16 protein-coding genes are annotated in these 23,538 nt (G+C 50.2%); 10 read left to right on the top strand and 6 right to left on the bottom strand.

Annotation, left to right across the window (positions count from 1 at the left end):
• Positions 1 to 160 precede the first annotated feature (160 nt).
• Positions 161 to 1,891 carry a methyl-accepting chemotaxis protein gene (locus Q8K39_RS12315; protein WP_305260550.1) on the top strand — a complete coding sequence of 577 codons (1,731 nt, stop codon included), beginning with the start codon at positions 161 to 163 and terminating at the stop codon, positions 1,889 to 1,891.
• A gap of 197 nt (positions 1,892 to 2,088) precedes the next feature.
• Positions 2,089 to 2,373 carry an energy transducer TonB gene (locus Q8K39_RS12310; RefSeq protein WP_370868602.1) on the top strand — a complete coding sequence of 95 codons (285 nt, stop codon included), beginning with the start codon at positions 2,089 to 2,091 and terminating at the stop codon, positions 2,371 to 2,373.
• Positions 2,374 to 2,509: 136 nt separating this feature from the next.
• On the opposite strand, the gene Q8K39_RS12305 is transcribed toward Q8K39_RS12310, so the two are convergent.
• The 4 genes from Q8K39_RS12305 to Q8K39_RS12290 form a co-directional block, all read right to left on the bottom strand.
• Positions 2,510 to 4,675, bottom strand: coding sequence for a M3 family metallopeptidase (locus Q8K39_RS12305; protein ID WP_305260549.1), 2,166 nt, complete (start codon positions 4,673 to 4,675; stop codon positions 2,510 to 2,512).
• A gap of 125 nt (positions 4,676 to 4,800) precedes the next feature.
• Complete coding sequence (locus tag Q8K39_RS12300; RefSeq protein WP_186955780.1) at positions 4,801 to 4,938, bottom strand: hypothetical protein; 138 nt, start codon at positions 4,936 to 4,938, stop codon at positions 4,801 to 4,803.
• 7 nt (positions 4,939 to 4,945) lie between these two features.
• A complete protein-coding gene (locus tag Q8K39_RS12295; RefSeq protein WP_305260546.1) occupies positions 4,946 to 6,175 on the bottom strand; it encodes an MFS transporter in 1,230 nt (409 codons plus the stop codon).
• A gap of 92 nt (positions 6,176 to 6,267) precedes the next feature.
• On the bottom strand, positions 6,268 to 9,147 hold the full coding sequence (locus Q8K39_RS12290; RefSeq protein WP_305260545.1) for an ATP-binding protein: 2,880 nt from the start codon (positions 9,145 to 9,147) through the stop codon (positions 6,268 to 6,270).
• 115 nt (positions 9,148 to 9,262) lie between these two features.
• On the opposite strand from Q8K39_RS12290, the gene Q8K39_RS12285 reads away from it, so the two are divergent.
• The 5 genes from Q8K39_RS12285 (at position 9,263) to Q8K39_RS12265 (ending at position 15,262) form a co-directional block, all read left to right on the top strand.
• A complete protein-coding gene (locus tag Q8K39_RS12285; protein WP_305260543.1) occupies positions 9,263 to 10,873 on the top strand; it encodes a DNA-3-methyladenine glycosylase 2 family protein in 1,611 nt (536 codons plus the stop codon).
• 21 nt (positions 10,874 to 10,894) lie between these two features.
• Entirely contained in the window at positions 10,895 to 11,377 is a 483-nt protein-coding gene (locus Q8K39_RS12280; RefSeq protein WP_305260541.1) for a methylated-DNA--[protein]-cysteine S-methyltransferase, read from the top strand.
• Between the two features lie 243 nt (positions 11,378 to 11,620).
• A complete protein-coding gene (locus Q8K39_RS12275; RefSeq protein WP_305260539.1) occupies positions 11,621 to 12,184 on the top strand; it encodes a phasin family protein in 564 nt (187 codons plus the stop codon).
• A 325-nt stretch (positions 12,185 to 12,509) separates the two neighbouring features.
• Positions 12,510 to 13,685: an acetyl-CoA C-acetyltransferase gene (locus tag Q8K39_RS12270; RefSeq protein WP_305260537.1), complete on the top strand. Its 1,176-nt coding sequence runs from the start codon at positions 12,510 to 12,512 to the stop codon at positions 13,683 to 13,685.
• A gap of 260 nt (positions 13,686 to 13,945) precedes the next feature.
• On the top strand, positions 13,946 to 15,262 hold the full coding sequence (locus tag Q8K39_RS12265) for a metallophosphoesterase (protein ID WP_305260535.1): 1,317 nt from the start codon (positions 13,946 to 13,948) through the stop codon (positions 15,260 to 15,262).
• Positions 15,263 to 15,348: 86 nt separating this feature from the next.
• On the opposite strand, the gene Q8K39_RS12260 is transcribed toward Q8K39_RS12265, so the two are convergent.
• On the bottom strand, positions 15,349 to 17,760 hold the full coding sequence (locus tag Q8K39_RS12260) for a S9 family peptidase (protein WP_305260533.1): 2,412 nt from the start codon (positions 17,758 to 17,760) through the stop codon (positions 15,349 to 15,351).
• Between the two features lie 156 nt (positions 17,761 to 17,916).
• Positions 17,917 to 18,624, bottom strand: coding sequence for a HupE/UreJ family protein (locus Q8K39_RS12255; RefSeq protein WP_370868594.1), 708 nt, complete (start codon positions 18,622 to 18,624; stop codon positions 17,917 to 17,919).
• Between the two features lie 287 nt (positions 18,625 to 18,911).
• On the opposite strand from Q8K39_RS12255, the gene Q8K39_RS12250 reads away from it, so the two are divergent.
• The 3 genes from Q8K39_RS12250 (at position 18,912) to Q8K39_RS12240 (ending at position 23,474) form a co-directional block, all read left to right on the top strand.
• Positions 18,912 to 19,505 (top strand): hypothetical protein, encoded by a 594-nt coding sequence (locus Q8K39_RS12250; protein ID WP_305260531.1) that lies wholly within the window; start codon positions 18,912 to 18,914, stop codon positions 19,503 to 19,505.
• 171 nt (positions 19,506 to 19,676) lie between these two features.
• Positions 19,677 to 21,728 carry a bifunctional diguanylate cyclase/phosphodiesterase gene (locus tag Q8K39_RS12245; protein WP_305260529.1) on the top strand — a complete coding sequence of 684 codons (2,052 nt, stop codon included), beginning with the start codon at positions 19,677 to 19,679 and terminating at the stop codon, positions 21,726 to 21,728.
• 354 nt (positions 21,729 to 22,082) lie between these two features.
• Entirely contained in the window at positions 22,083 to 23,474 is a 1,392-nt protein-coding gene (locus Q8K39_RS12240; protein WP_305260527.1) for an RtcB family protein, read from the top strand.
• The last annotated feature ends 64 nt before the right edge of the window (positions 23,475 to 23,538 follow it).

Raw genomic sequence — 23,538 nt, 5'->3', positions numbered from 1 at the left:
TTGCAATAAATGTATGCTTCGTCACGCATTTGTAAAAATAAGTGTCCTGGTGGCAATTAATGGTGCAGGGGCAAACAAGCAGAGTAGTATTTGTTAAGATTTTAGTTCTCTCCCTCTTCAACCTCTTTTCACACCAGTCACGCAAATGAATTTATCAAAAATGACAGTAAGTAATCGTCTAAGGCTGGGCTTTGCTCTGGTTTTAGCGTTTTTAATTGCCGTAACCGTTGTCGGCATTTCGAGAATGGCACAAATTCAGGGGCGTCTGGAAAAGATCGTCAATGTCAGCAATGCCGAGACTCGTCTGGCACTGGATATGCGTGCTGTGGTGTACGACCGCATGGTGTCGTTGCGCAATTTGACTTTGTTGAATGATGCGGCAGACATGGAACCAGAACTGAAAAAAATCGCTGAGCAAAGCAAGCAGTATGCTGCCGCAAATGAAAAACTGAGCAAGATGGCGAACGAAGAGGAAGCAATTTCAGGTGAGAAAAAAAGCTTGCTTGGCAAGCTGAAGGAAGCAGAAACTGCCGCTGCTTCTTTGCCGGCCAAAGCCCAGGAACTGGGTTTGGCTAACAATGCTGAAGCTGCCACAATTACGCTGATCAAAAAACTGCGTCCGGTACAGAAAAAATGGCTGGATACTCTGGATGAACTCGTCACGCTGGAAGATAAACTCAATACACAGACTGCAGAAGAAGCCAGTGCTGCCTTCAAGGCAGCGACGACGCTGATGCTGACCCTGGGTGGCCTGGCCTTGGTGGCAGGCATATTTGCTGCCTTTGCGATTAGTCGCAGCTTGTTGAAACAGCTTGGTGGTGAGCCAGATTATGCAGCCAGCATTGCTGGTCAAATTGCTGCTGGCGATTTGACTTCACCTATCGATTTGAAGTCTGGTGACACTAACAGCCTGTTGTTTGAAATGAAAAACATGCGTGACAGTCTGGTGAATATCGTTGCCCAAGTGCGTACCGGAACTGACACGATAGCTACGGCATCCAGCGAAATCGCCACGGGTAATCTTGATCTGTCTTCCCGTACTGAACAGCAAGCCAGTTCACTGGAAAAAACGACCTCGTCGATGAAAGAATTGACGACCACAGTTAAACAAAATGCCGATAATGCACGTGAAGCCAATCAACTGGCTGCATCGGCATCTGAAGTGGCACGCCAGGGTGGTGTCGTGGTGGCCCAGGTGGTTGATACCATGGGTTCGATTAACGAATCTTCCAAGAAAATTGTCGATATCATCAGTGTGATTGATGGCATCGCCTTCCAGACCAATATCCTGGCCCTGAATGCAGCGGTGGAAGCTGCCCGCGCCGGTGAGCAAGGCCGTGGCTTTGCCGTGGTTGCCGCTGAAGTCCGCAACCTGGCGCAACGCAGTGCGGCGGCGGCCAAAGAAATCAAGACTTTGATCGGCACTTCGGTAGAGAAAGTCGAAGTCGGTACCAAGCTGGTTGGTCAGGCGGGTGTCACGATAGACCAGGTCGTCTCAAGTGTGAAACATGTGACCGACATTATTGCCGAAATCAGTGCAGCCAGCCAGGAGCAAAGCGTGGGTATTGAGCACGTCAACCATGCCATTATAGAAATGGATGGCGTGACCCAGCAAAATGCAGCTCTGGTGGAAGAAGCTGCTGCTGCCGCCCAAAGCTTGCAGGACCAGGCTGCCGAGTTGGCGAAAGTTGTCAGCGTCTTCAAACTGCATGCTGGTGAACGCACCCAGCAAATGCCTGCACAGCAGCTCGCGCCACGCCGTGTCGAACCGGTTGCCACAATCAAATCTAAAGCGCGAGTTAATCAGGTAAAATCTTTGCCAGTTGCCAAAGCAGCACCCAGGAAAACGGCTGCCGCTGCCAATAGCAAGGATGAATGGGAAGAGTTCTGACGCAATATTCAAGGCACTGCGCCTCAATGAAAAAGTAATGGCTGGTACGTAAAACGCAATTTGTTGCGAATAGTGTCTAGCCTTGAAATCTGTTGGAAATTTTTTATACTGAATAGAATATGAATAAGAAGATCACCATGAAACCTCAAATATCTATCCTTGTCTCATCGTTGTTGCTGGCAGCCAGTGCTTCGGTCATGGCGGCCGACACTGCTCCGGTCATGGACAGTAAATCCTGTGAGCCACCTAAATATCCTAAAGCTGCCTTGATGAATGAGGAAACGGGTACAGTATCGATGGGTTTTCTGGTCGGTGCAGATGGCAAAGTGGTTGATTCCAAAGTCGAGAAATCCAGTGGTTCCAAGAGCCTGGACAAAGCGGCATTGGGCGCCCTTAGTCAATGCAAGTTCAAGCCAGGTACCAAGGATGGCAAACCTGATCAAGTGTGGGCAAAAGTTGATTTTGTCTGGAAGCTTGAATAACAACTGCTGGAATTTGATACATCAATGAAAAGAGGGGACATCATGTCCCCTCTTTTTTTACATCTGTCGCAAGTTGGCAAACTGTGCTAACTGAACAGCGCAGTTCAGTTAGCCGGCAGTTTGTTCAATAAGCCAGTTATTTTTTTTGCAAGCCACGTCGTATCAGCAAAGGTTCAATCTTTGGCTCGCGTCCACGGAAATTGCGGAAAGATTCCAGCGGGTCCATGCTGCCACCCTTGGACAATAATTGCTGGCGGAACCAGTCACCATTCTTGCGGTTCAGGCCACCGTTTTCCTTGAACCATTCCACACTTTCGGCATCCAGCACTTCACTCCACAGATAGGCATAGTAACCAGCTGAATAGCCACCGCCAAAGATGTGGGAGAAATAAGTACTGCGGTAGCGAGGTGGCACGGGCGCAAAGTCGACGCCTGCCTGTTTCAATGCCTCTGCTTCAAAGGCCAGCGCATCTTTTGGTATCTGCGCTGGAGTCAATTGATGCCAGCGCTGGTCCAGCAGGGATGCCGCCAGATATTCCGTTGTTGCAAAACCCTGATTGAATTTATTGGCTGCCGTGATTTTATCAACCAGACTTTGCGGTATCACTTGAGTATTCTGATAGTGCTTGGCATAGTTCTTCAACACTTCTGGCCAGGTTGCCCACATCTCATTGACTTGTGAAGGATACTCAACAAAGTCTCGCGGTACATTGGTGCCAGAAAAACGTGGATACTTCACATTCGAAAACAGGCCGTGCAGGGCATGACCAAATTCATGGAAAGCGGTGCGCACTTCATCAAAAGTCAGCAGGGTAGGCTGGCCTGCCGGTGGTTGCGGGATGTTGAGGTGATTGGCAATCACAGGCTTGGTACCAAACAGGCTGGATTGTTCTACATAAGCATTCATCCAGGCACCGCCACGCTTGGTATCTCGGGCATACATGTCGGCAATGAACAGCGCCATGCTCTTGCCATCAGTATCAAATATTTCATAGACCTTGACGCTGGGGTGATACACCGGCAAGTCAGTTCTTTCTTTGAAGGTGATGCCATACAGTTTGGTGGCGGCAAAGAAGACACCGTTTTCCAATACATTCTTCAGCTCGAAATAGGGGCGCAACTGGCTGTCATCAAAACTGTATTTTGCCTTGCGCAATTGCTCGGTGTAAAAGGCCCAGTCCCATGCTGCCAGTTTGAAATTGCCTTGCTGGGCATCAATGATCTTTTGCAGCTCCGCGCCTTCTGCTCTTGCATTATTGACTGCTGCCGGCGCCAGTTCACTCAGCATCTTATTGACGGCGGTGGTGGTTTTGGCTGTTTCATCTTCCAGGCCGTAGGCTGCATGGTTGGCATAACCGAGCAGTGTGGCGCGGTCAGCGCGCAGGCGTGCCAGGTCAATGGCGACCTGGCGGTTGTCAAATTCACCGCCATGGCTGCCACGATTGACGGATGCCTCATGCAGGCGCTGACGCAGGGCACGATTTGCCAGGCTGGCTTCAAAGGGTTGGCCTGTGGTATTCATGAGTGGAATGACGAATTTATCTTTCAGACCGCGTGCCTTGGCAGCTTCGGCTGCGCTGGCGATTTCTTCTTCAGACAAACCCTGCAACTCAGCCTTGCTATCGACGACGATAGCCGAGGCATTGGTTTCTTTCAGCACATTCTGGCTGAACTTGGTGGACAGACTGGCCAATTGGGCATTCAGGCTCTTCAGTTTTTGCTTGTCCTTGTCACCCAGTTTGGCACCGGCGCGCACAAAGTCTGTGTAATAGCGTTCCAGCAAACGCTGGGATTCTGCATCCAGCTTGAGTGCCTGGCGAACTTCATATAATTTGCTGATGCGCTGGAACAGGCGCGCATTCAAGAAAATCTGGTCCTGATGCGCCGCCAGTTTGGGTGCCAGGTCGCGTGACAGTGCTTCCAGGGTGGGATTGGTATTGGCGGCAGTCAGGCTGAAAAACACCGTGGAAACACGGTTCAGCATCTGGCCTGCACGCTCCATCGCGATGACGGTATTTTCAAAAGTAGGGGCCGCACGATTATTGGCAATCGCGACAATCTCCAGGCCATGCTGACGCATGCCCTCGCTAAAGGCCGGGGCGTAATGCGTATTTTTGATCTGGTCAAAAGCCGGATACTGGTAAGCCAGTGTACTGACATGGGCAAAGGGATTGCCGACCAGTTGGTCAGCAGATTTTTTCTGCGTGACGGCACTTCCCGGTTCGGCAACAACAGTAGTGGCATAGCTGGCAGGATTGGCCAGTGCCGTACCCAGCATGATGAGCAGTAAATGTTTGTTCATGTAGTTTTACCAAAATCTTTGATCAAAAGGGAACCCAGTGTAGCAGACCATAGCAGGGAAATATCGTTCACTTCTGGCAAAAAAATAGCGCTAGGCAGGCGCTATTTCTTAATGTGAGTTCGTGCTCAGCAAATGACAAAGCGATTCGCCAGATCAAGTATGAAAGTCGGGCGCAAATAAGCCATGAAAACCAGGGCCAGCACTGTTGCCATGATTGCGGCCCAGAGCAGGCGCAGCAGTTTTTTGGAAAATGGTCTCGACATAAGTTATTCAGGCGGTCGCTACGCGGGTGATGGGTTTTTCACTGATGGGTAAATTCACCAGCGCGGCAAAGATACCCAGAGCCAGCACTATGCCCCACACCATATTATAGCTACCGGTTTTGGTATAGACATAACCACCCAGCCAGACGCCAATAAAGCTGCCGACCTGGTGCGAGAAAAATACAAAGCCCGACAGCATGGATAAATACTTGACGCCAAAGATCCCGGCGACGACACCGTTAGTGAGTGGCACGGTGGAGAGCCACAACAAGCCCAGCGCTGCTGCGAAGAGATATACGGAATATGGCGTCAGCGGTGCCAGCAAGAACAAGCCTATGACAATGCTGCGCGCCAGATAGATCGCCGATAGCAGATACGGTTTGGGAAACATGCCCCCCAGTTTGCCAGCATAGTAAGAACCAAAGATATTGAACAGACCGATCAATGCCAGCGCATACACTGCCACACTGGGGTCCATGACACCCTTGTCTTTCAAATAGGCGGGCATGTGTACACCGATGAAAACCAGCTGGAAGCCGCACACGAAATAGCCTGCCACCAGCAGTAAAAAGGGTTTATAGGCAAAGGCTTCGCGTATGGCTTCCATGATGCTTTGCTGCGGGCCTGTGACTTGCTCCAGCGCTGGCTCACGAAGCTTCCAGGCCATGGGCAGCATCAGTACCACGACCAGGGCAGCCAGGACATAGAAAGCATTTTGCCAGCCTGCATGGGCGATCAATTGCTGTTCTATCGGCATCATGATGAACTGGCCAAAAGAACCCGCCGCAGATGAAATACCAAAAGCCCAGGAACGTTTTTCCAATGGCGCAGTACGGCCTATGATGCCGCTGACTGCACCAAACGAGGTACAGGCCAGCGCCGCACCGATCAAGACCCCCGTCCCCAGGATAAACAGGCCAGACTGATTTACCAGGGCCATCCACAGCAGGCCGGCGGCATACAGAAAGGCACCCAGAACCATCATCTTCATCGTGCCTACGCGATCAATTACCATGCCCGCCAGCGGACCAAACACCCCCCACATCAGGTTTTGCAAAGCCATCGCCATGGAAAAGGTTTCCCTGGTCCAGCCATGCTCCTGCGAGATGGGTTGCATCCAGAAGCCAAAACCATGTCTGACGCCCATGGACAAGGTGATAACGACACCGCTGGCCAGCAGCACGGTTTTAAGATCGGGGGCGCGTTGAGTAGTCATGGCGATAGATGCTTTGCTCATTAAGAAATGAACTCTAGTGTATGCCAATCGTGAAAGCCATGTGGACTGCCCAAATCACCATGACGGTATGGTGTCTGGCAGCAGTCAAATATTCAGGGATTGAGCGGCAAGTTCAGGCAAAAGCGTGTGCCCAGACCGGGTGTACTATCGACAGTGATGCTGCCACACATGATGGTGGTCACCAGATTGTGGACGATGCTCAGACCCAGGCCACTACCGCCCTGGCCCAGTTTGGTAGTAAAGAAAGGGTCAAAGATGCGCCGCAAGTCCTGCTCTTCTATCCCTTTGCCATTGTCAGAAAAAATCAGCTGCACCTGATTGTCCGGCGCTTTGTAGGCTCGCAAGATCATCTTGCCATTCTCGCGATTTTCGAAGGCATGCAGTAAGGCATTGTTGATGAAATTATTCAGTATCTGCCCATAGGGGCCAGGGAAGCTGTTCAATTCCATATCGTCGGGGATATCAATTTCCAGTGTATGGCCTTGCTTGTGTATCAGGGTGTGCAAGGTACGGATGACCTCCATTGAGGTTCTGCGCAAATTAAATGTGCGGCGCTTCTGGCTGGTCTGGTCCACCGAGACTTGCTTGAAACTGCTGACCAGGTCGCTGGCATTCATGAGATTACGCAGTAATAAATCATTGGCATTGTTGATCGTTGCCGAGAACTGGTTCAGATCAGAACGCTTTAAACTGTTATCTGCCAACTTGCGCAAGAATAGGGCTGATTGTTCCTGCAAGGTGGTGGCGGTCAGCAGGCTATTGCCTATCGGCGTATTGAGTTCATGAGCAATACCGGCCACCAGCGAACCCAGGGCCGCCAGTTTTTCTTGGGAGATCAGAATTTGCTGGGCCTTTAACAATTGCTGATACGTCTCGGCATTTTCCACGGCAATGGCGGTGTAAGCGGCCAGCATCATGGCAATGTCCAGATGCATGCGCTGGAAGGCATTTTTTTGCGTGCTCTGGATGGCGATCAAGCCTATGGTACGGCCCTTGATCGTCAAGGGCACATAGATATGCGAGACCGGGATGATTTTTTCCAGATCGGCAAAATAGGCACTGTCCACAGTCAGCTTGTTCAAGCCGGCTTCACTGATGTAATGCTGGTATTCGGAATAGATGTCGCTGATGAAAATCGGCTGTTGATGCGAGACACACCAGACAGAGAGCAAGTCTTTTTCCTTGATGTCGCGTATGTACGGCAACATGCGGTGGCCGCGCAAGATATTGCAGGGGAATTCTATGGTCTCCTGTTCTGGCCTGTAGATACCAACGGCAAAAACTTCTGCCCCCATTAATTCATTCACATGGCGGTAGACGATTTCCATGATGATATCGCGGTCCAGGCTGGCCGTGATTTCCTTGCCTATCTCGCTGAGCTGATAGATATGCTTGTGTGCCTGCTGCAATTGCTCTGTCTGCAATTGCAAGCGCGCAGTACGTTCCAGCACCCCGGCTTCGAGTCGTTTCTGGGTTTGCGCATGTTCTGCATGGCTGAGCACCTGCTGTATCAAATTACCCAGATGGCAGCCAAACAAGACATCTTCCCTTGACCAGTTCCTCATACCGCTGACTTGTGCAAAACAGATCAGGCCCACGCTCTTGCCATGCAGGCGCAAAGGAATTTCCAGTGCTGAATGCAAATGCTCTTGCCCTAGCAGTGTCCGCATTTCGGCAGCTACCACATGAAGGCGCATATCATGTCCTACCAGCGGCACTTCATCCTGTTGTAGCATGTGCATCAGGAGCGGCAAGCTCTGGCAAGGCATCTCTGCTTTGACCCTGGCCTGGTGTGCACCGGCCTTGGCATGGCAATGCAAGCCTACTTCATTGCCATCAATCAGAAACACCGCCGCCAGTTCGGTATTCAGAATGCCCAAGGCAGTGTTCGCGATCAGTTGCAATGCTTCGTCCTGCTGGCCTTCCTCCAGCAAGCGCTTGGAGGAAAGTTCCAGCAAGACTTCTACCGGGGACTTATGTGACAAGTCATAGGCACGCAATTCATGGAATTTATCCATCGTGCCCAGTTCACTGAGTTCACTGCTGGTTTGCTGGTGCAGGCGGGCAAAGTGCAGCGCTTCCTGCCAGTTGCCTTGTTGTTCATGGATTTCTGACAGTGCCGACAGGCTGCGTACTTTTTGCCGGCGTGAAGCGACTTTTTCTGAATATGTCAGTGCCTTGCCATAAGCATCCAGCGCCTCATGTAATTGCCCTGCGGCGCGTAGGATGTCGGCCAGGGTATCCAGTACTGCACCTTTCAGCCATACATAGTTGCAGGCATCTGCCAGGTCCAGCGCGGTTCGTATATGGCTTTCAGCTGTCTCCAGTTGCGCATTTCTGCTGCAGACCTGGCCCAGATACCAGTATGTCTCTGCCAGGTACTCATGAATAGCATGTTGCTCGGCTAACAATTTCGCTCTTAGAAAACAGGCTTCTGCTGCCTGCAATTCACCGGTGTTGAGTTCATTGACGCCCAGATTGATGATTTGCTTGCAAAGCAAATAAGGCTCATTCAATTGCTCCAGCAAGATGCCTGCATCGGTATGAAAGCGGGCTGCAGTTTTCCGGTCACCGAGGGCATCGTAAATTTGCCCCAAACCGATATGGGCTTCTACCAGCGTCACTTGATCACGGTTGAACTTGCTCAAGTCTACACAACGCGTCCAATACATCAGGGCATCGCGGTAAGCACCCTGAGTGTAGTTAATACGTCCCAGTGCCAGCAGCATCAGACCAGCCGGGCGTGTCAGTTGCTGTTGCTCGGCGATGTGCAAGCCGTGTTCCAGCTCGCTTTGCATGGTATGCGCTTGCCCCAGCCTTTCCAGTATCAGATAGCGCTGGTAACAAGCGTCAAGCTGCAAGCCGGTTTGGCCGGCTGCAGAGGCTTGCTGACTCAATTGGCCAAGCAAGCAAGTCGCCAGCCGCGGATGCCTGCGCGCGGTCTTGACGATGCGATGTAAATTGCGATTCAAATTCAGCGCCTGGCGCATGATTCCCGATTTGTTTGTCCGAAAATGGCTAGAAGTGTGATACGCAGTCGCGTATAACGTTTTCTAAGGATAGTAATGCAGATTGCAAAACGGGTACATGACTTTAGCTATCCCGGAAATGATTCAACCTAAGAAAGTGGCGGCTATGGAACAGCAGATACGGACAACACCTGGCAAACAACAAGCAGTTGTACAGCCAGATGCGACCAGCCTCATGCTCAATGAAGCCAGTGATGGCTTAACACAAAAACAATGTTATTACCGCGCCCTGGCCGCCAAGGACAGCCGTTTTGACGGTGTGTTTTTTACTGGCGTGAAAACTACAGGCGTGTATTGCCGACCTGTGTGTGGAGTCAAGACGCCACGCGAATCCTCTTGTGAGTTCTATAGCAGTGCCGCAGCTGCAGAAGCCGCCGGATTTCGTCCCTGCCTGCGTTGTCGCCCAGAGCTTGCACCTTATGCGATACAGCAGAATCTGGCGCATGCCATCTGGCAAAGAATCGCTGACGGTGCCCTGAATGAAACCGATATAGAAAGTTTTTCCAGTCAGGTCGGCCTGTCATCGCGTCAGTTGCGCCGCGTGATGTTGCAGGAATTTGGTGTCACCCCGGTGGAGCTGGCGCAAACACAGCGTTTGCTGTTTGCCAAAAAACTGTTGCAAGAAACTCAGCTAGGCATGGCAGAGATCGCATTTGCTGCCGGTTTTGGCAGCGTCAGGCGCTTTAACGCCTTGTTCTCGGAACGCTATCAAATGGCACCAGGATCGATAAGGCGTGCGACAGATAGTGGTGGCGAAGGCGTCAGCCTGAAACTGGCTTACCGACCGCCTTATGCCTGGGACGCAGTGATTACTTACCTTGCCGGGCGCGCCATGCCCGGTTTGGAAGCTGTCCTCGACGAAAAAGGTGGCAAAGCCTATGTCCGCAGCGTGCAGATGGATGGGTTGGAAGGCTGGCTCAAAGTCGCGCATTTATCAGCCAAACAGCAACTCAGCCTGCAAGTTTCACCTTCATTGGCACCAGTACTCATGCCCTTGATGGCCAGGGTCAGGCAGCAATTTGATCTGGAAGCCAATCCTGCCGTGATCCAAAGCCACTTGCAAAGCGACCCCTTGCTGGCCGGGCAAATCCTGCGCACGCCCGGTATGCGAGTGCCGGGTGCCTTCGACAGTTTTGAGCTGGCAATCCGTGCGGTGCTTGGCCAGCAAGTCAGTGTGGCCGGGGCCACTACCGTGGCTGGCCGCCTGGTGACTCGCTTTGGTCTGCCGGTGCTTACTCCGTTTGCGGCGGTCACCCACCATTTTCCCAGTCCGCAAACCATAGCTGGCTTATCGATAGATGCGCTGGCAGGTATAGGTATACCCGGTGCCCGTGCTGCCACCCTGCAAAATATTGCCCAGTTTGCGCTCGATGGTGGATTGCAAAAACAGTTGGCCGCCAGCTCGGATGATATGGTGGCAAAGCTGAAGACGGTCAAAGGGATAGGCGAATGGACGGCGCAATACATCGCCATGCGCGCCCTGCGTTTCTCAGACGCATTTCCTGCAGGCGACCTCGGTTTGCAAAAAGCCGCCGCATTACTGGCAACCCCGGCGACACCGGCAAGTGAGCGCCTGACTGAAAAACAATTGCTGGTTATTGCCCAGCCCTGGGCACCGTGGCGGGCATACGCCGCTTTATTGCTGTGGCAATCATTAAGCAAAGAGTAAGCAAGGACTAAAGGAAATATCATGAGATACATTATTTACAGCAGCCCGGTAGGGCAATTGCTTTTAGCCGCCAGTGAGCTTGGTCTTAGCGGCGTGTATTTTGAAAACCATAAACACTTCAAGGGTAGTGCAGGCTGGCAAGAGGATGAATCTGATCATGTCCTGATAAAGGCGCGTCAGCAACTGCAGGAATACTTTGCTGGTCAGCGCCAGGATTTTGATTTGCCACTGGATTTATCGGCCGGAACAGATTTCCAGCAAGAAGTATGGGCAGCCCTGCGCCGTATCCCCTTTGCCCAGACCAGCAGCTATCTGGCACTGGCGCAAAGCATAGCCCGGCCCAAGGCGATGCGGGCAGTGGGGGCGGCGAATGGCCGTAATCCCCTATCAATCATCGTCCCCTGTCACCGGGTGATCGCCAGCAACGGCGCACTGACTGGTTATGCAGGCGGCTTACAGAATAAGGAAGCTCTGTTGATGCTGGAAAGAAAATTTTCAAAATAGCAAGCTTGGTGGATCCCCCTATGCCAGGCATGTGCCTAAAGACTAGGCAGTGCAAGTAATTTCAGGAAAAGCATACAGATATCTGAAAATATCATTTAGCTAATTTTGGTGCGGCGCACAAAAAGTGCTTGACGTTTTAAAATCTACGTGTAAAATCGTATTTGTTGCGGTGCACCATTCAAGAATTCCTGGAAAGCGCTGCCGATTACTAAAGCCACTTGATTCCATCTACCGGAGAATGCCATGACTACCAATACACCAGAACAATTTATCGCTACTACTAAAGCTAACCTGGAAGCCCAATTTGCTTCCCTGACTGCCCTGAACAAAAAAGCATTTGAAGGTCTGGAGCAGTTGTTTGCTCTGAACGTTAATGCTGCCAAGGCAAATTTCGAAGAAGGTACTGCCACTGCTAAACAACTGTTGAGCGCCAAAGACCCACAAGAATTTTTCACTTTGTCTGCAGCCCAAGCTCAGCCAAACGCAGAAAAAGCCTTGGCTTATGGCCGTCACCTGGCAAGCATCACAACAGCAACTCAGCAAGAATTCACTAAGGCAGTTGAAGCGCACATCGCTGAAACAAACACTAAAGTGATTTCCCTGATCGACGAAGTGACAAAAAATGCACCAGCCGGTTCCGAACAAGCTGTAACAGCCTTGAAATCTGTTGTTGGCAACATCAACGCAGGTTACGAGCAACTGTCCAAAACAAGCAAGCAAGCTGTGCAAACACTGGAAGAAAACCTGACCAAGGCTACCCAGCAATTCACACAAGCTGCTGAAAAAGCAACTGCTAAAAAGAAGTAATTTAGCAATTGTAGATTCAGACTCAATGAAAATTGAGCAGAAGTAAAATTAAAAAATCCCCACATGCAAGCATGTGGGGATTTTTTTTGCATTGATTGCCACATACGGTTTTAAGCCGTCCTTTCCCTTCCCGTCAATCAGCCCAGACAGCTTATCTCAGGTTTGATCTTCGCCCTGCAATAGCAAGCATGGCAAAACACCATCTTTTTTTACATGCCCGGACTCAGGCAAGCGCCAGCAGTGGTAAGCTAGAGGATGTATCCTAAAAGCAGCAAAACATTTGACCATCCCACACCCTCGCAAGGGTAAAACCAGGAGAATTCACATGCAAGACGTGGTAATCGTAGCTGCAGGTCGTACTGCAGTAGGCAAATTTGGTGGCTCTTTGGCAAAAACGGCTGCTTCCGACTTGGGCGCGCATGTCATCAAGGCCTTGCTGAAAAAAACGGGACTCAGTGGCGATCTGATCAATGAAGTGATTCTCGGTCAGGTATTGACTGCAGGTGTGGGGCAGAATGCGGCGCGCCAGGCTGTCATCAAGGCCGGTCTGCCAGATATGGTTCCGGCATTCACTATCAACAAGGTTTGCGGTAGTGGCCTGAAAGCCACCCACCTGGCAGCACAAGCCATCAAGGTTGGCGACGCTGACATCATCATCGCTGGTGGTCAGGAAAACATGAGTGCTTCGCCACACGTCTTGAATGGTTCACGCGACGGCTTCCGCATGGGCGATGCAAAACTGGTCGATACCATGATCGTTGACGGCCTGTGGGATGTGTATAACCAATACCATATGGGCATCACCGCAGAAAACGTCGCCAAGAAATACGGCGTCACCCGTGAAGAGCAAGACTTGTTTGCCCTGGCATCTCAAAACAAGGCAGAAGCTGCGCAAAAAGCAGGCAAGTTTAAGGATGAAATCATTCCTTTTGAGCTGGTCAGCAAAAAAGGCACGACAGTGTTTGACAGCGATGAATTCATCAAGCATGGCACCACGCTGGAATCCCTGTCATCCCTGCGTCCGGCTTTCGACAAGAACGGCACAGTCACGGCCGGTAATGCATCTGGCCTCAACGACGGTGCTGCCGCCGTTGTCATGATGTCTGCCAAAAAGGCCGAAGAACTGGGCTTGCCAGTGCTGGCCCGTATCAAGGCTTATTCTTCTGCCGGTATCGACCCTACCATCATGGGCATGGGCCCAGTACCTGCCGCCCAGCTCTGCCTGAAAAAAGCAGGCTGGTCACATCAGGACCTGGACCTGATGGAAATCAATGAAGCCTTCGCTGCACAGGCCATCGGCGTCAACAAGGAAATGGGCTGGGACACCAGCAAGATCAACGTCAATGGCGGTGCGATTGCGATTGGTCACCCTATCGGCGCATCTGGTGCGCGCATTTTGGTCAGCCTTATCCATGAAATGATACGTCGCGATGCCAAAAAAGGCCTGGCGAGTTTGTGTATCGGTGGTGGCATGGGCGTGGCGCTGGCGATAGAGCGTTGATTATGTGCCTGCCAGCCTGTCATTGAACTTGAGTTTGACTTTCAAACCCCCTCCGGCTGATGGCTGGAGGGGGTTTGGTTTTTGGTGGTACAGCATATTTTCATGTCTGCTGACCGTACCTAAATCAGGCTGACAGTCTATCCCCGCTACTCGGCAGATACCAGGAACTTTTTTGTTGGACAGCTTACTAACTGGCACACATTCACGCGTTATGCATACATGCATATTGCCCTCAAAAAACAATTCGGATAGCTGGTCAAATGAAAAGAAAGCTCTGGTTTTACATACTAACGATAGTGTCACTGCTGGTTTTGCTGATGATAATTCTGCTGGGATTTTCTCTGGCCAATGCAAAACTGGAATTGAGTCACAGTGGCGTGCATCAACGTTTGCTCATGCCTGTCGGGACAGGGGCATATATGGCTATCCGCAATTACGCAGGTTCTGGTGATCAGGCTTTCATTCCTGGATATCTCGATGGTCCGGTTGTGAGGCGGCAGGGCGAAGACAAGTGGACAGCAAGCTGGTACTGCGAAGACCGGGTATATACTCAAGAAGGGCGTGGAGCAAAGCTGGATATCACGTGTGCCGGAAAGCACCATCAATTTCCTTTAGGGCCAGCCATAGCCGCAACACAAACGCAAAATGAATTACCTGCCAGGTTAGTGGTGCTAAGTGATATCGAGGGAAATCTCACATTCCTGGATGCTGCTTTGAAAAAAATGGAAATTGTGGATGATCAGGGCAACTGGCGTTTCGCCAATAACCAAATTATCTTCGTTGGTGACTCAGTTGACCGCGGACGCGATACCTATGCAGTGCTTTGGCGCATATATGCCTTGTCACAGCAAGCGCATGCAGCAGGGGGCAAGGTTCATATGTTGTTGGGCAATCATGAGCAGTATTTATTACTGGGTAAGCTCAAGAGCGCACATCCCGAGCATGTGTATAGCGCACAACAACTAGGTGGATACACAAACATCTATGCAAGCGACACCATCATTGGTGACTGGCTGCGTAAGCAAACTGTGATCGCCAAGTTTGGCAACGTCTTGTTTGCGCATGGTGGTATCAATCCAGCCTTTGTGCAACACACCAATAGCGTAGAAGACATTAATCAAACAATGTGGGATTACTGGCAGGGCAAGTCAACGGGCAAACTCAGTTTTGACATAGTGATGGCCCAAACTGGCGTCAGCCGATATCGGGGTTATTTTCCAGCAAGTAGCACGGACTCTCCAAGCGCAAAGACTGAAGATGTCAGAAAAGTCTTGAAAGCGTTTAATGCCAGCCATATCGTAGTGGGACATACCATCGTCGACAAAATCAGCTTTCTCCACGATAAAGGTGTGATTGCTGTAGATGTGAATGACGATCAATCTGCCAAAGAGTTATTGGTATTTGAAGCTGGTCAGCCGAACATTGTGAGTATTGATGTCCCAAGAAACATCAACGCAGAAAAAGCGGGCGCAAAGAAAATTCGCCCTTTTAATATCGCTGAAAGTGCAGACAGAAGCGTATTGTGGAGCTTGATCAAAGCCAGCTACGTGCAAAGCAAAGTGCCCAATCCTTACTAGCAATGTTTGGATTCAGTGACTGTCCTCAAGGGAAAAACCAAAGTTAGTCTTTGGTTTTTCCTGCATCAACTGCAGAGTAATCCTGATTATTTTTTCAGGCACTTCTCCAAAAACTGATCTTGCTCCCATAACAAATGCATGATGTTTTCTTTGGCAGCATAGCTATGACTTTCCTTGGGCAAGATCACCATGCGTACTGGTGCGCCCAGTCCTTTCAACGCCTGGAAATAGCGCTCGGTTTGCAGGGTGAAGGTGCCGGGATTATTGTCGGCTTCGCCATGTACCAGCAACATCGGTGTCTTCATCTTGTCGGCACTCATGAAGGGTGACATCTTGTTGTACACGTCCGGGCTCTCCCAGTAATTGCGCTGCTCACTCTGGAAGCCAAAAGGCGTCAGTGTGCGGTTGTAGGCACCACTGCGCGCGATACCGCAGGCAAATAATTTCGAATGCGTCAGCAGGTTGGCTGTCATGAAAGCACCGTAAGAGTGACCGCCTACGGCAACACGCTTGCGGTCTATATAACCGAGTGCATCAACAGCATCAATCGCCGCTTCAGCATTATCGACCAGTTGCGGGATGAAGTTGTCATTCGGCTCGGTCTTGCCTTCACCAATAATGGGGAAAGCCGCGTCGTCAAGGACGGCATAACCGCGCGCTACCCAATAGATGAAGGAGGCAGAGCTTGGGAAAGTAAACTGGTTTTCATTATGCTTGCTTTGGCCAGCTGAATCCTTGTCCTTGAATTCTGCCGGGTAAGCCCAGATCAGTAAAGGCAGTTTCTCTTTCTTGCTTTTGTCGTAGTTGGCAGGCAGATACAAGGTGCCTGACAATTCCACACCATCCTTGCGCTTGTATTTGATGACTTCTTTCGAGACATCCTTTAGGCCCATGAAAGGGTTCTTGAATTGCGTCACCGGTGTGAGCTGGCTGCCACCTTTGATGTTGCGGAAGTAATAATTCGGGTACTCAGTCTTAGACTGTATCTGCACCAGCACATCGCCTTTTTTTACATCTTCAATAGAGACGATATTTTCTATCTTGTCAGTGTAAGCGGACTGATACAGACGCGTCTTTTTCAGGCTCCCCAAATCGAGCTCATCAATGAAAGGGAACTGACCTTTTTTGGTGTGACCTGCTCCCAGCAAATAAACTTTGTTATCTTCTATGGCCAATACCTTGCGGTGGTACTGGTTGAATTTTGTTTCAAAACGTCCTGGGTCAGAATAGATATCCTGCATATTACGGTCAGAGATGACACGTGGTGCTTCCGCCGGGCTGGAAGGATTGAACAGATAGGCCTTGGTATTGCGCGTGTCATACCAGCCATCGGTGACGATGGCCAGCTTGTCATTGCCCCAGTTGATACCGACATAGCGCTGGGCAGTTTTTATCAGTGATACGGCAGTCTTGTCGAAAGGTGCATCCCAGGAAAATACTTCATCGCGGTAGTCCACTTTATTGGCCGGGTCGCCACCATCGAGAGCCTGTACATAGCTGAGGCTGGATGGTTTATCGGCACGCCATTCCATATAGCGTTTACCGACAGCCACTGCATTAAAACCCTTGGGAATGACCTCATTCAAGGGTGTCTCATTGACGACCTTAAGTTGCTTGCCATTGATATCACTGACAATGGTTTTTAAAGGAAAACGCTGCAACGGAACGATGTAAGAGAAAGGTTTTTGCAGAGCGCTGCTCAGCACATATTTGCCATCAGGTGAAAAACTGACTTCAGCAAACATGTCTGCTTTTTTGAACAAGCTGCTCTTGCCTTGTAGGTTTATTTTATGCAATTCAGAAGTCGTCAGGTTTACAAAATTACTTTCATCATTCTGGTTCTTCAAGAGATCTGCATAAGTGCGGTTCTGCGATGTGGCGCCACTGGAGGTGGAAATGATGGGGCCGCCAGGCAAATCCTTGCTGGCATCAAGCAGCGCAGGCCGATTCTTGGGCAAGACCTTGATGAGTAGACTTTCACTATCCCTGTACCAGTCGAAAGGAGTGCCCAGATTGGCATTCAGGTTGGCTTCGGTCAGTTTTTTCGCAGTGGCTGTTTCCACGTCAATGACCCATAGCTCCACACCCTTGGCAGCGGTATTGGTAAAGGCGATTTTCTTTTCATTGGGCGACCAGACCAGGTGACTGATCAGCGGGTTCTCTGGCAAGCCCTTGACCTGCACTTCATCAGTTGCATCGACTTTGCGCAGCTTGAGATTATTGACGTAGGTCAGCGTGCTGGAAATATTTGTGACAGGATTGATGCGCAAACCAGCCAGGCGCATTTCTGTCTGGTTCAAATCATTCAATGATTTATAGGTATTGCGATAACTGAGCAGCAGTGTCTTCCTGTTGCTGTCCATGCTCACGACAGGGGCGCGCTGGAAGGCGGCCAGATCCAGTATGGCTTGCGGTGGTTTTTGATAGTTCAAATTTTCTTGTGAACCAGCATTGGCACTCAGCGCGGCGAGCAAGAGCAGACTCAGTTTGCTTTTCATGAATATCCTTGGTTGAACTTTAATAAGCCGCCCCGGCAGTCAGCTCGGGGAAAGCTTCATTCTAGCACCGCAATATATCCAAATTATGCTGTTTTCTTCAGCACTCATAACCAAATAGCTAATGAAAGTAGTCAGCAGAGGGGTTGCATACAAGTTTTAGGAAACAAGGCGCATATTGAACGCGCGTTCAATAAACCACACCAGGGCAATGAGGATGATCAGCCCTGAGCCCACTTGCAAGATGGCGCGCTGGTATAGCCAGTGGCGGCGCAACAGGTAAGCCAGGGGTAAAAAGCCTGCAACAATGATCAATTGTCCAATCTCGACGCTCAGGTTGAAACCCAGCAGTGCCAGCACCAATGCTGATTGCGGCAAGCCAAGGTCGGCCAAAACGCTGGCGAAACCAAAGCCGTGGATAAGCCCAAAAGCAAATGCCACCATCCAGCGCCGTCCCTGGAAGAGTGGGAACAGATTATTCAGCGCCGCCAAAATGACAGATGCAGCAATCGCTGACTCTACCAGCCGTGTGGGTAAGGTTAATACATTCAGGGCCGCCAGGGTCAGGGTAATCGAATGGGCCAGCGTAAATGCCGTGACTATTTTCAAGACATCAATGGCGGCTGCTTTAAAGCTGCTGGCAGCATCCCATTTGCCCATTTTTAGCACCAGTACGGCAGGCAGCAATAAGGACAATAAAAACAGAATGTGGTCAAAGCCTATCCAGATATGCCAGATGCCATGAAAAATATAATCGCTGAACTGCTGCCACTTGTTGACTTCAGCTACGACAAATTCCTGGCTGGCCTGTTCGGGGCTGAAGATCGAGGTGATCGTCGCATCTTTATGGTTGATCAGACGTAACAAGCCCTTGTGCCGCAGGTTGCTGCTGGCAAAATAAAGAATGGGGAGGTATCTTGGCGATGCCTATTGTTACCTGGATCGCATCTCAACCCAATTGTTGAACTGAGTTCTGGCAATGCTGGATTGATATCTTTGCCGCAAGTATATTCATAGCCAATTTCATCATTGAGGAGAATAAAGATTTGATAATAATCAAAAGAATCTCTTATTGACTGTTAACACGCCCTCGTTTCCGTATATTGATCTCTGGTGATATCCAGTTCCAAAGCTTGAAATTTCGTGGAGTGATCATGGACAAAAGAATTCGGGAAATCCTTCAACAAATCACTGCCCTTGAAGGGGAGTTGAAATCGGCTCTGGACGAGAAAGAGTCGGAGCTTCTATACCATTTCAATGGTAAACGAGTTAAGTTTACCGGCTCCATTCGCGCCGCACATCGCAAGCTGAAGTTGAATGTCTTCCGTTGGATCGTGGTTGACCGGCCTCAGAATTTTCTAACCGGACCGCTGATTTATGGGCTTATATTCCCCATTGTCTTCCTTGACATGTATGTCAGCCTGTATCAATTAATATGCTTTCCTATATATAAAATTGAGAAGGTGCGACGCGGAGACTACATTAGTTTCGACAGGCAGCATTTGCAATACCTGAATTTCTTCGAGCGGTTTCACTGCGTTTACTGCAGTTACGCTAATGGTTTACTCGCCTACGTCAGCGAAATTGCAGCCAGGACGGAGCAATATTTCTGTCCCATCAAGCATGCGCAAAAATTACTTGGTTCCCATGCGCGCTATGCACGTTTCCTGGCATATGGGGATGCTGCTGACTACCATGCCAAATTGGAAGAGTACCGAATTGCGCTTCAAAATGAAAAATCAGTATAGACACCAGGTATAGATTCTCAGGTGAACTGTATTTAGTTTGCGGTTAATGTACAAAAAGACACAGATGAACAAGTTCAAGGATTGACCCTGGCTGGTATTGTTATTACTATGCTATGAAAGCGTCAACTCTCTGATTGAATGACTGCATGTCAATTTTTTAGGAAGCCGGGAATGGCAGCAGATTCTGAAACAATCAGACAATTAAAACTCGCTGAGACTTTTTTCAATCACAGTGTCAGTTGCCTGGTCATTCTGGATCGCGAATATAACTTTGTTCGTGTCAATCAAGCCTATGCCGATGCGTGTCGGCTTGATATAGCAGAATTTGAAGGACGTAATCATTTCGAACTCTTCCCTTCGGATACGCAACTGATTTTTGATGAGGTTGTTCGTACCAAGCGTCCTTTCATCACTTTTACACGCGCCTTTGAATTTATTGATCAACCTGAGCGCGGCACTACCTATTGGGACTGGACTCTGGTACCGGTGTTGGATGCCAGAGATGAAATTGAATACCTGGTATTTTCCCTGGTTGAAGTGACGGAACGCAAACGTGCTGAAGAGGCACTGAGAATTGCGTCACTTGTATATCAGCATAGTTCTGATGCAATGATGGTGACGGACGCAACGAATAAAATCCTGGCAATCAATGAGGCATTTACGCAGCTTACTGGTTATGAGCTTTCTGAAGTGCGGGGTAAAAGTCCCAATGTCCTTAAATCAGGGCGTCAGTCAGCAGAGTTTTACCGGACAATGTGGCAAGCACTGGACGCTTCTGGTCACTGGAATGGGGAGTTGTGGGACAAAGACAAGAACGGTGCAGCGATCGCATTGCGGTTGGTGATCAATACTGTATATGATGACTCAGGAAATATTGCACAAAGGGTTGCACTTCTTTCCGATATAACAGAGAAAAAAAAGCAGGACGACGTCATCTGGAAGCAGGCCAATATAGATTCGTTGACGGGATTACCAAATCGCCACATGTTTATCAGCCAGCTGCGCAAGCAGCTATCGATTGCGAAAGAGTCTGGCAAATCGTTGGCACTATTGTTGATAGACCTGGACCAGTTCAAGGAAATCAACGATGCACTTGGGCACGACAAAGGGGACATACTTCTCGTCGAAGTTGCTAGTCGCATTGCAGAGTGTGTGGATGAGTCGGCGACGATAGCGAGATTGGGTGGCGATGAATTTACCGTGATTTTGCCTGACTGTCAGGACGAGATTCAAATTACCACAGTTGCCGAAGCGATCATTGCCAGGCTGGTGCAGGTATTTCAATTGGGAGTGGAAAGAGCCTACATTTCTGCCAGCATAGGCATAGCACAATTTCCCGACGATGGTCACGATGTGGAAAATTTGCTGAGACACGCTGACCAGGCAATGTATGCGGCAAAGAATGCCGGGCGCAACCGCTATTGTCTGTTTACAGGCGCATTGCAAGAAGCCGTTCAGTCGCGTATGAGTTTGAGCAATGATTTGCGTGACGCACTCAAGGCAGGTGAATTTCTTGTGTACTATCAACCCATTGTTGAACTCGCCAGTGGCAAAATACTCAAGGCCGAAGCATTGATACGCTGGAAGCATCCAGTGCGAGGTATGGTTAGTCCTGTCGATTTTATTCCTCTGGCTGAAGCCAGCGGATTGATCGTGGAGATTGGTGAATGGGTGTTCAAGCAAGCGGCCGAACAGGTAAGACGATTGCGATCAATGAAACTCCCCGATTTCAAAATCAGTGTCAACGTGTCGCCTGTTCAATTCCGCCATGACCGCGACTTTACTGAGACATGGCTGGAACATCTGGCGGCTTCAGGATTACCGGCAAACAGCATAGTCATAGAAATTACCGAAGGATTATTGCTCGATGCGACAGAAGGCGTCGCTGATAAATTGTTGCGTTTTCGGGATGCCGGCGCACATGTTGCCCTGGACGATTTTGGCACTGGCTATTCTTCTCTGGCATATTTGAAGAAATTCGATATTGACTATATCAAGATAGACAGGGTTTTTGTTCGGAATATAGATGTGGACGCCAATGACCTGGCCTTATGTGAAGCAATCATCATGATGGCGCACAAACTAGGCCTGGCGGTGATTGCCGAGGGGGTTGAGACCACGGCTCAACGGGACTTACTGCTGACCGCCGGTTGTGATTTTGCACAGGGCTATTTGTATTCTCAGCCGGTTCCAGCGCAACAATTTGAACAGCTGGTGTTGTGAAAGCAAATGCCTTTGTCTGGCGGATTTGATTAGTTCTCATATATTTCCCAACACGGGCACCTTCATTTTTTTGGTTTTCGGGGCTTTAGCTTTTTGTAGATCGCCATTCAGTCATCGCTAAAAAGACAATTCATCTTGGACATTATCTTGAACTTTAATCGTCGATTGAAATTTTCTTCCCTGGGCAAAGAGGCAATGCCAGAGTATTCAAAAGAGACAAACCAGACAGCAAATTATTTGCACTCGCAGTAAATTTGGATATACTCACAACGCCCCTCTTGGCGCTGCTGCTAGAGGTACAAATGCCCCCGAATCGCCGGAGGCGCACCTGTACTTCAAATTTTGGTAGCAGCTATGACTTCTATATCCCGTTTACAATCTGCCCTGCAAAGACAGGGCATCCAGGTTGAACATGCCAATGGCATATTTAAACTTCACAATGAACATGCGCAGGCGACAGTGTTGTTGCCTGACACTCTTCCGCTGGAAGAAAAAGCAGTAAAACAATTGATGGCTTTTGCCGCCGTCAAATCCGCCGATGGCCATCATGCAGTGTGCAAGGCTTGCGCTACGCCTGACTTTCATCCCGGTAGTATTGCGCCGGTAGGTTCCATCGTTGCGACAGATGCTGGTTTTGTCATTCCCGCTGCCATAGGCACGGATATCAATTGCGGCATGCGTTTGCTGACGACAGGCTTTAATTTATCCCAGGTCAGCCAGCGCAAACCTGCGTTGATACGCCAGTTACAACGCGTCTTGCTGGAAAATGGCCGGGATGTGCCTGCCCACGCCAAAGCCTTTGCTGCGCTCAGTGATGCCGGTCCTTCGGCTTTTCTGGACAGTTTGCCGGACAGTGGCATCTGGTCGACGGCGGACCGCGACCGCCTGCAACAAGAACTTACCGCCTGCATAGGCTTGCAAGAATTTGGTGGCGCCCGCCGCTATGCACCCGAGGCATGGTTCAACCGTGATGGCATCGTGCGTGACCCTGGCCTGGGTACGCCGGGTGGTGGCAATCACTTCGTCGAGTTGCAGATCGTCGATGAGGTCTTTGATCGCCACCTGGCTTATCGCGCTGGCCTGGCCAAGGACGATATCGTGGTCATGATACATAGCGGTTCTCGCGATGTCGGTTTCTATGTGGGGCAGCGCTGGATGGACAGGGCCAGGGAAGAATGGCCTGTTGGTCTCAAGCATCCTGACACTGCCTTGTATGGACTTAGCGGTGAACTGGCCGAAGAATACCTGCAAGCAATGGGCGTGGCAGCGCGCTATGCCTGGGCGAATCGCATGGTGCTGGCAGAACTGGTCAGGCAACAGCTGCAGCTCGTGCTGGGTCATGCCAAATCTTCCCTGATTGTGGACGTGCCTCACAATGTTATCTTGCGTGAGCATGGCATGAATATCCACAGGAAGGGTGCAACCCCGGCACGTAATGGTGATCTGGCCCTGATACCCGGCTCCATGGGTGATGCCAGCTACCTGGTAGAGGGACTGGGCAACTCTGAATGGTTATGGTCTTGCAGCCATGGTGCGGGGCGGCGCGTTCGCAGACAGGATGTAAGGCGTATGCGCCATGACAATGCCGGCGCCAGTTGGCAATGCGTGACATTGCGGGAAGAGCGCAGGGTGGAAGAAGCGCCGCAAGCCTATAAACCCATAGGCCCGGTGATAGAAGCACAAGAAACCGCGGGCTTGATCAAGGCTGCAGTCAGGCTCAAGCCCTGGGTGACATTCAAGGCTTAAACGCAATGTGCAATAAAAAATCCCCGCGCAATCATCATTGGGCGGGGATTTTTTTATGCAGCGC

It is taken from the genome of Undibacterium sp. (genome assembly GCF_030683615.1).
GTDB classification, from domain to species: domain Bacteria; phylum Pseudomonadota; class Gammaproteobacteria; order Burkholderiales; family Burkholderiaceae_D; genus Undibacterium; species Undibacterium umbellatum.
Note: the sequence above shows the minus strand (reverse complement) of the source record. Positions and strands in the feature narration are given on the sequence as shown.

Excerpts from the sequence above, each read along its gene's own strand:
- Q8K39_RS12285 (WP_305260543.1), top strand. The coding sequence starts at position 9,263 with ATGACTTTAGCTATCCCGGAAATGATTCAACCTAAGAAAGTGGCGGCT.
- Q8K39_RS12280 (WP_305260541.1), top strand. The coding sequence starts at position 10,895 with ATGAGATACATTATTTACAGCAGCCCGGTAGGGCAATTGCTTTTAGCC.
- Q8K39_RS12250 (WP_305260531.1), top strand. The coding sequence starts at position 18,912 with ATGGACAAAAGAATTCGGGAAATCCTTCAACAAATCACTGCCCTTGAA.
- Q8K39_RS12295 (WP_305260546.1), bottom strand. The coding sequence starts at position 6,175 with ATGAGCAAAGCATCTATCGCCATGACTACTCAACGCGCCCCCGATCTT.
- Q8K39_RS12245 (WP_305260529.1), top strand. The coding sequence starts at position 19,677 with ATGGCAGCAGATTCTGAAACAATCAGACAATTAAAACTCGCTGAGACT.
- Q8K39_RS12275 (WP_305260539.1), top strand. The coding sequence starts at position 11,621 with ATGACTACCAATACACCAGAACAATTTATCGCTACTACTAAAGCTAAC.
- Q8K39_RS12310 (WP_370868602.1), top strand. The coding sequence starts at position 2,089 with ATGGCGGCCGACACTGCTCCGGTCATGGACAGTAAATCCTGTGAGCCA.
- Q8K39_RS12260 (WP_305260533.1), bottom strand. The coding sequence starts at position 17,760 with ATGAAAAGCAAACTGAGTCTGCTCTTGCTCGCCGCGCTGAGTGCCAAT.
- Q8K39_RS12240 (WP_305260527.1), top strand. The coding sequence starts at position 22,083 with ATGACTTCTATATCCCGTTTACAATCTGCCCTGCAAAGACAGGGCATC.
- Q8K39_RS12265 (WP_305260535.1), top strand. The coding sequence starts at position 13,946 with ATGAAAAGAAAGCTCTGGTTTTACATACTAACGATAGTGTCACTGCTG.
- Q8K39_RS12270 (WP_305260537.1), top strand. The coding sequence starts at position 12,510 with ATGCAAGACGTGGTAATCGTAGCTGCAGGTCGTACTGCAGTAGGCAAA.
- Q8K39_RS12305 (WP_305260549.1), bottom strand. The coding sequence starts at position 4,675 with ATGAACAAACATTTACTGCTCATCATGCTGGGTACGGCACTGGCCAAT.
- Q8K39_RS12315 (WP_305260550.1), top strand. The coding sequence starts at position 161 with ATGACAGTAAGTAATCGTCTAAGGCTGGGCTTTGCTCTGGTTTTAGCG.
- Q8K39_RS12300 (WP_186955780.1), bottom strand. The coding sequence starts at position 4,938 with ATGTCGAGACCATTTTCCAAAAAACTGCTGCGCCTGCTCTGGGCCGCA.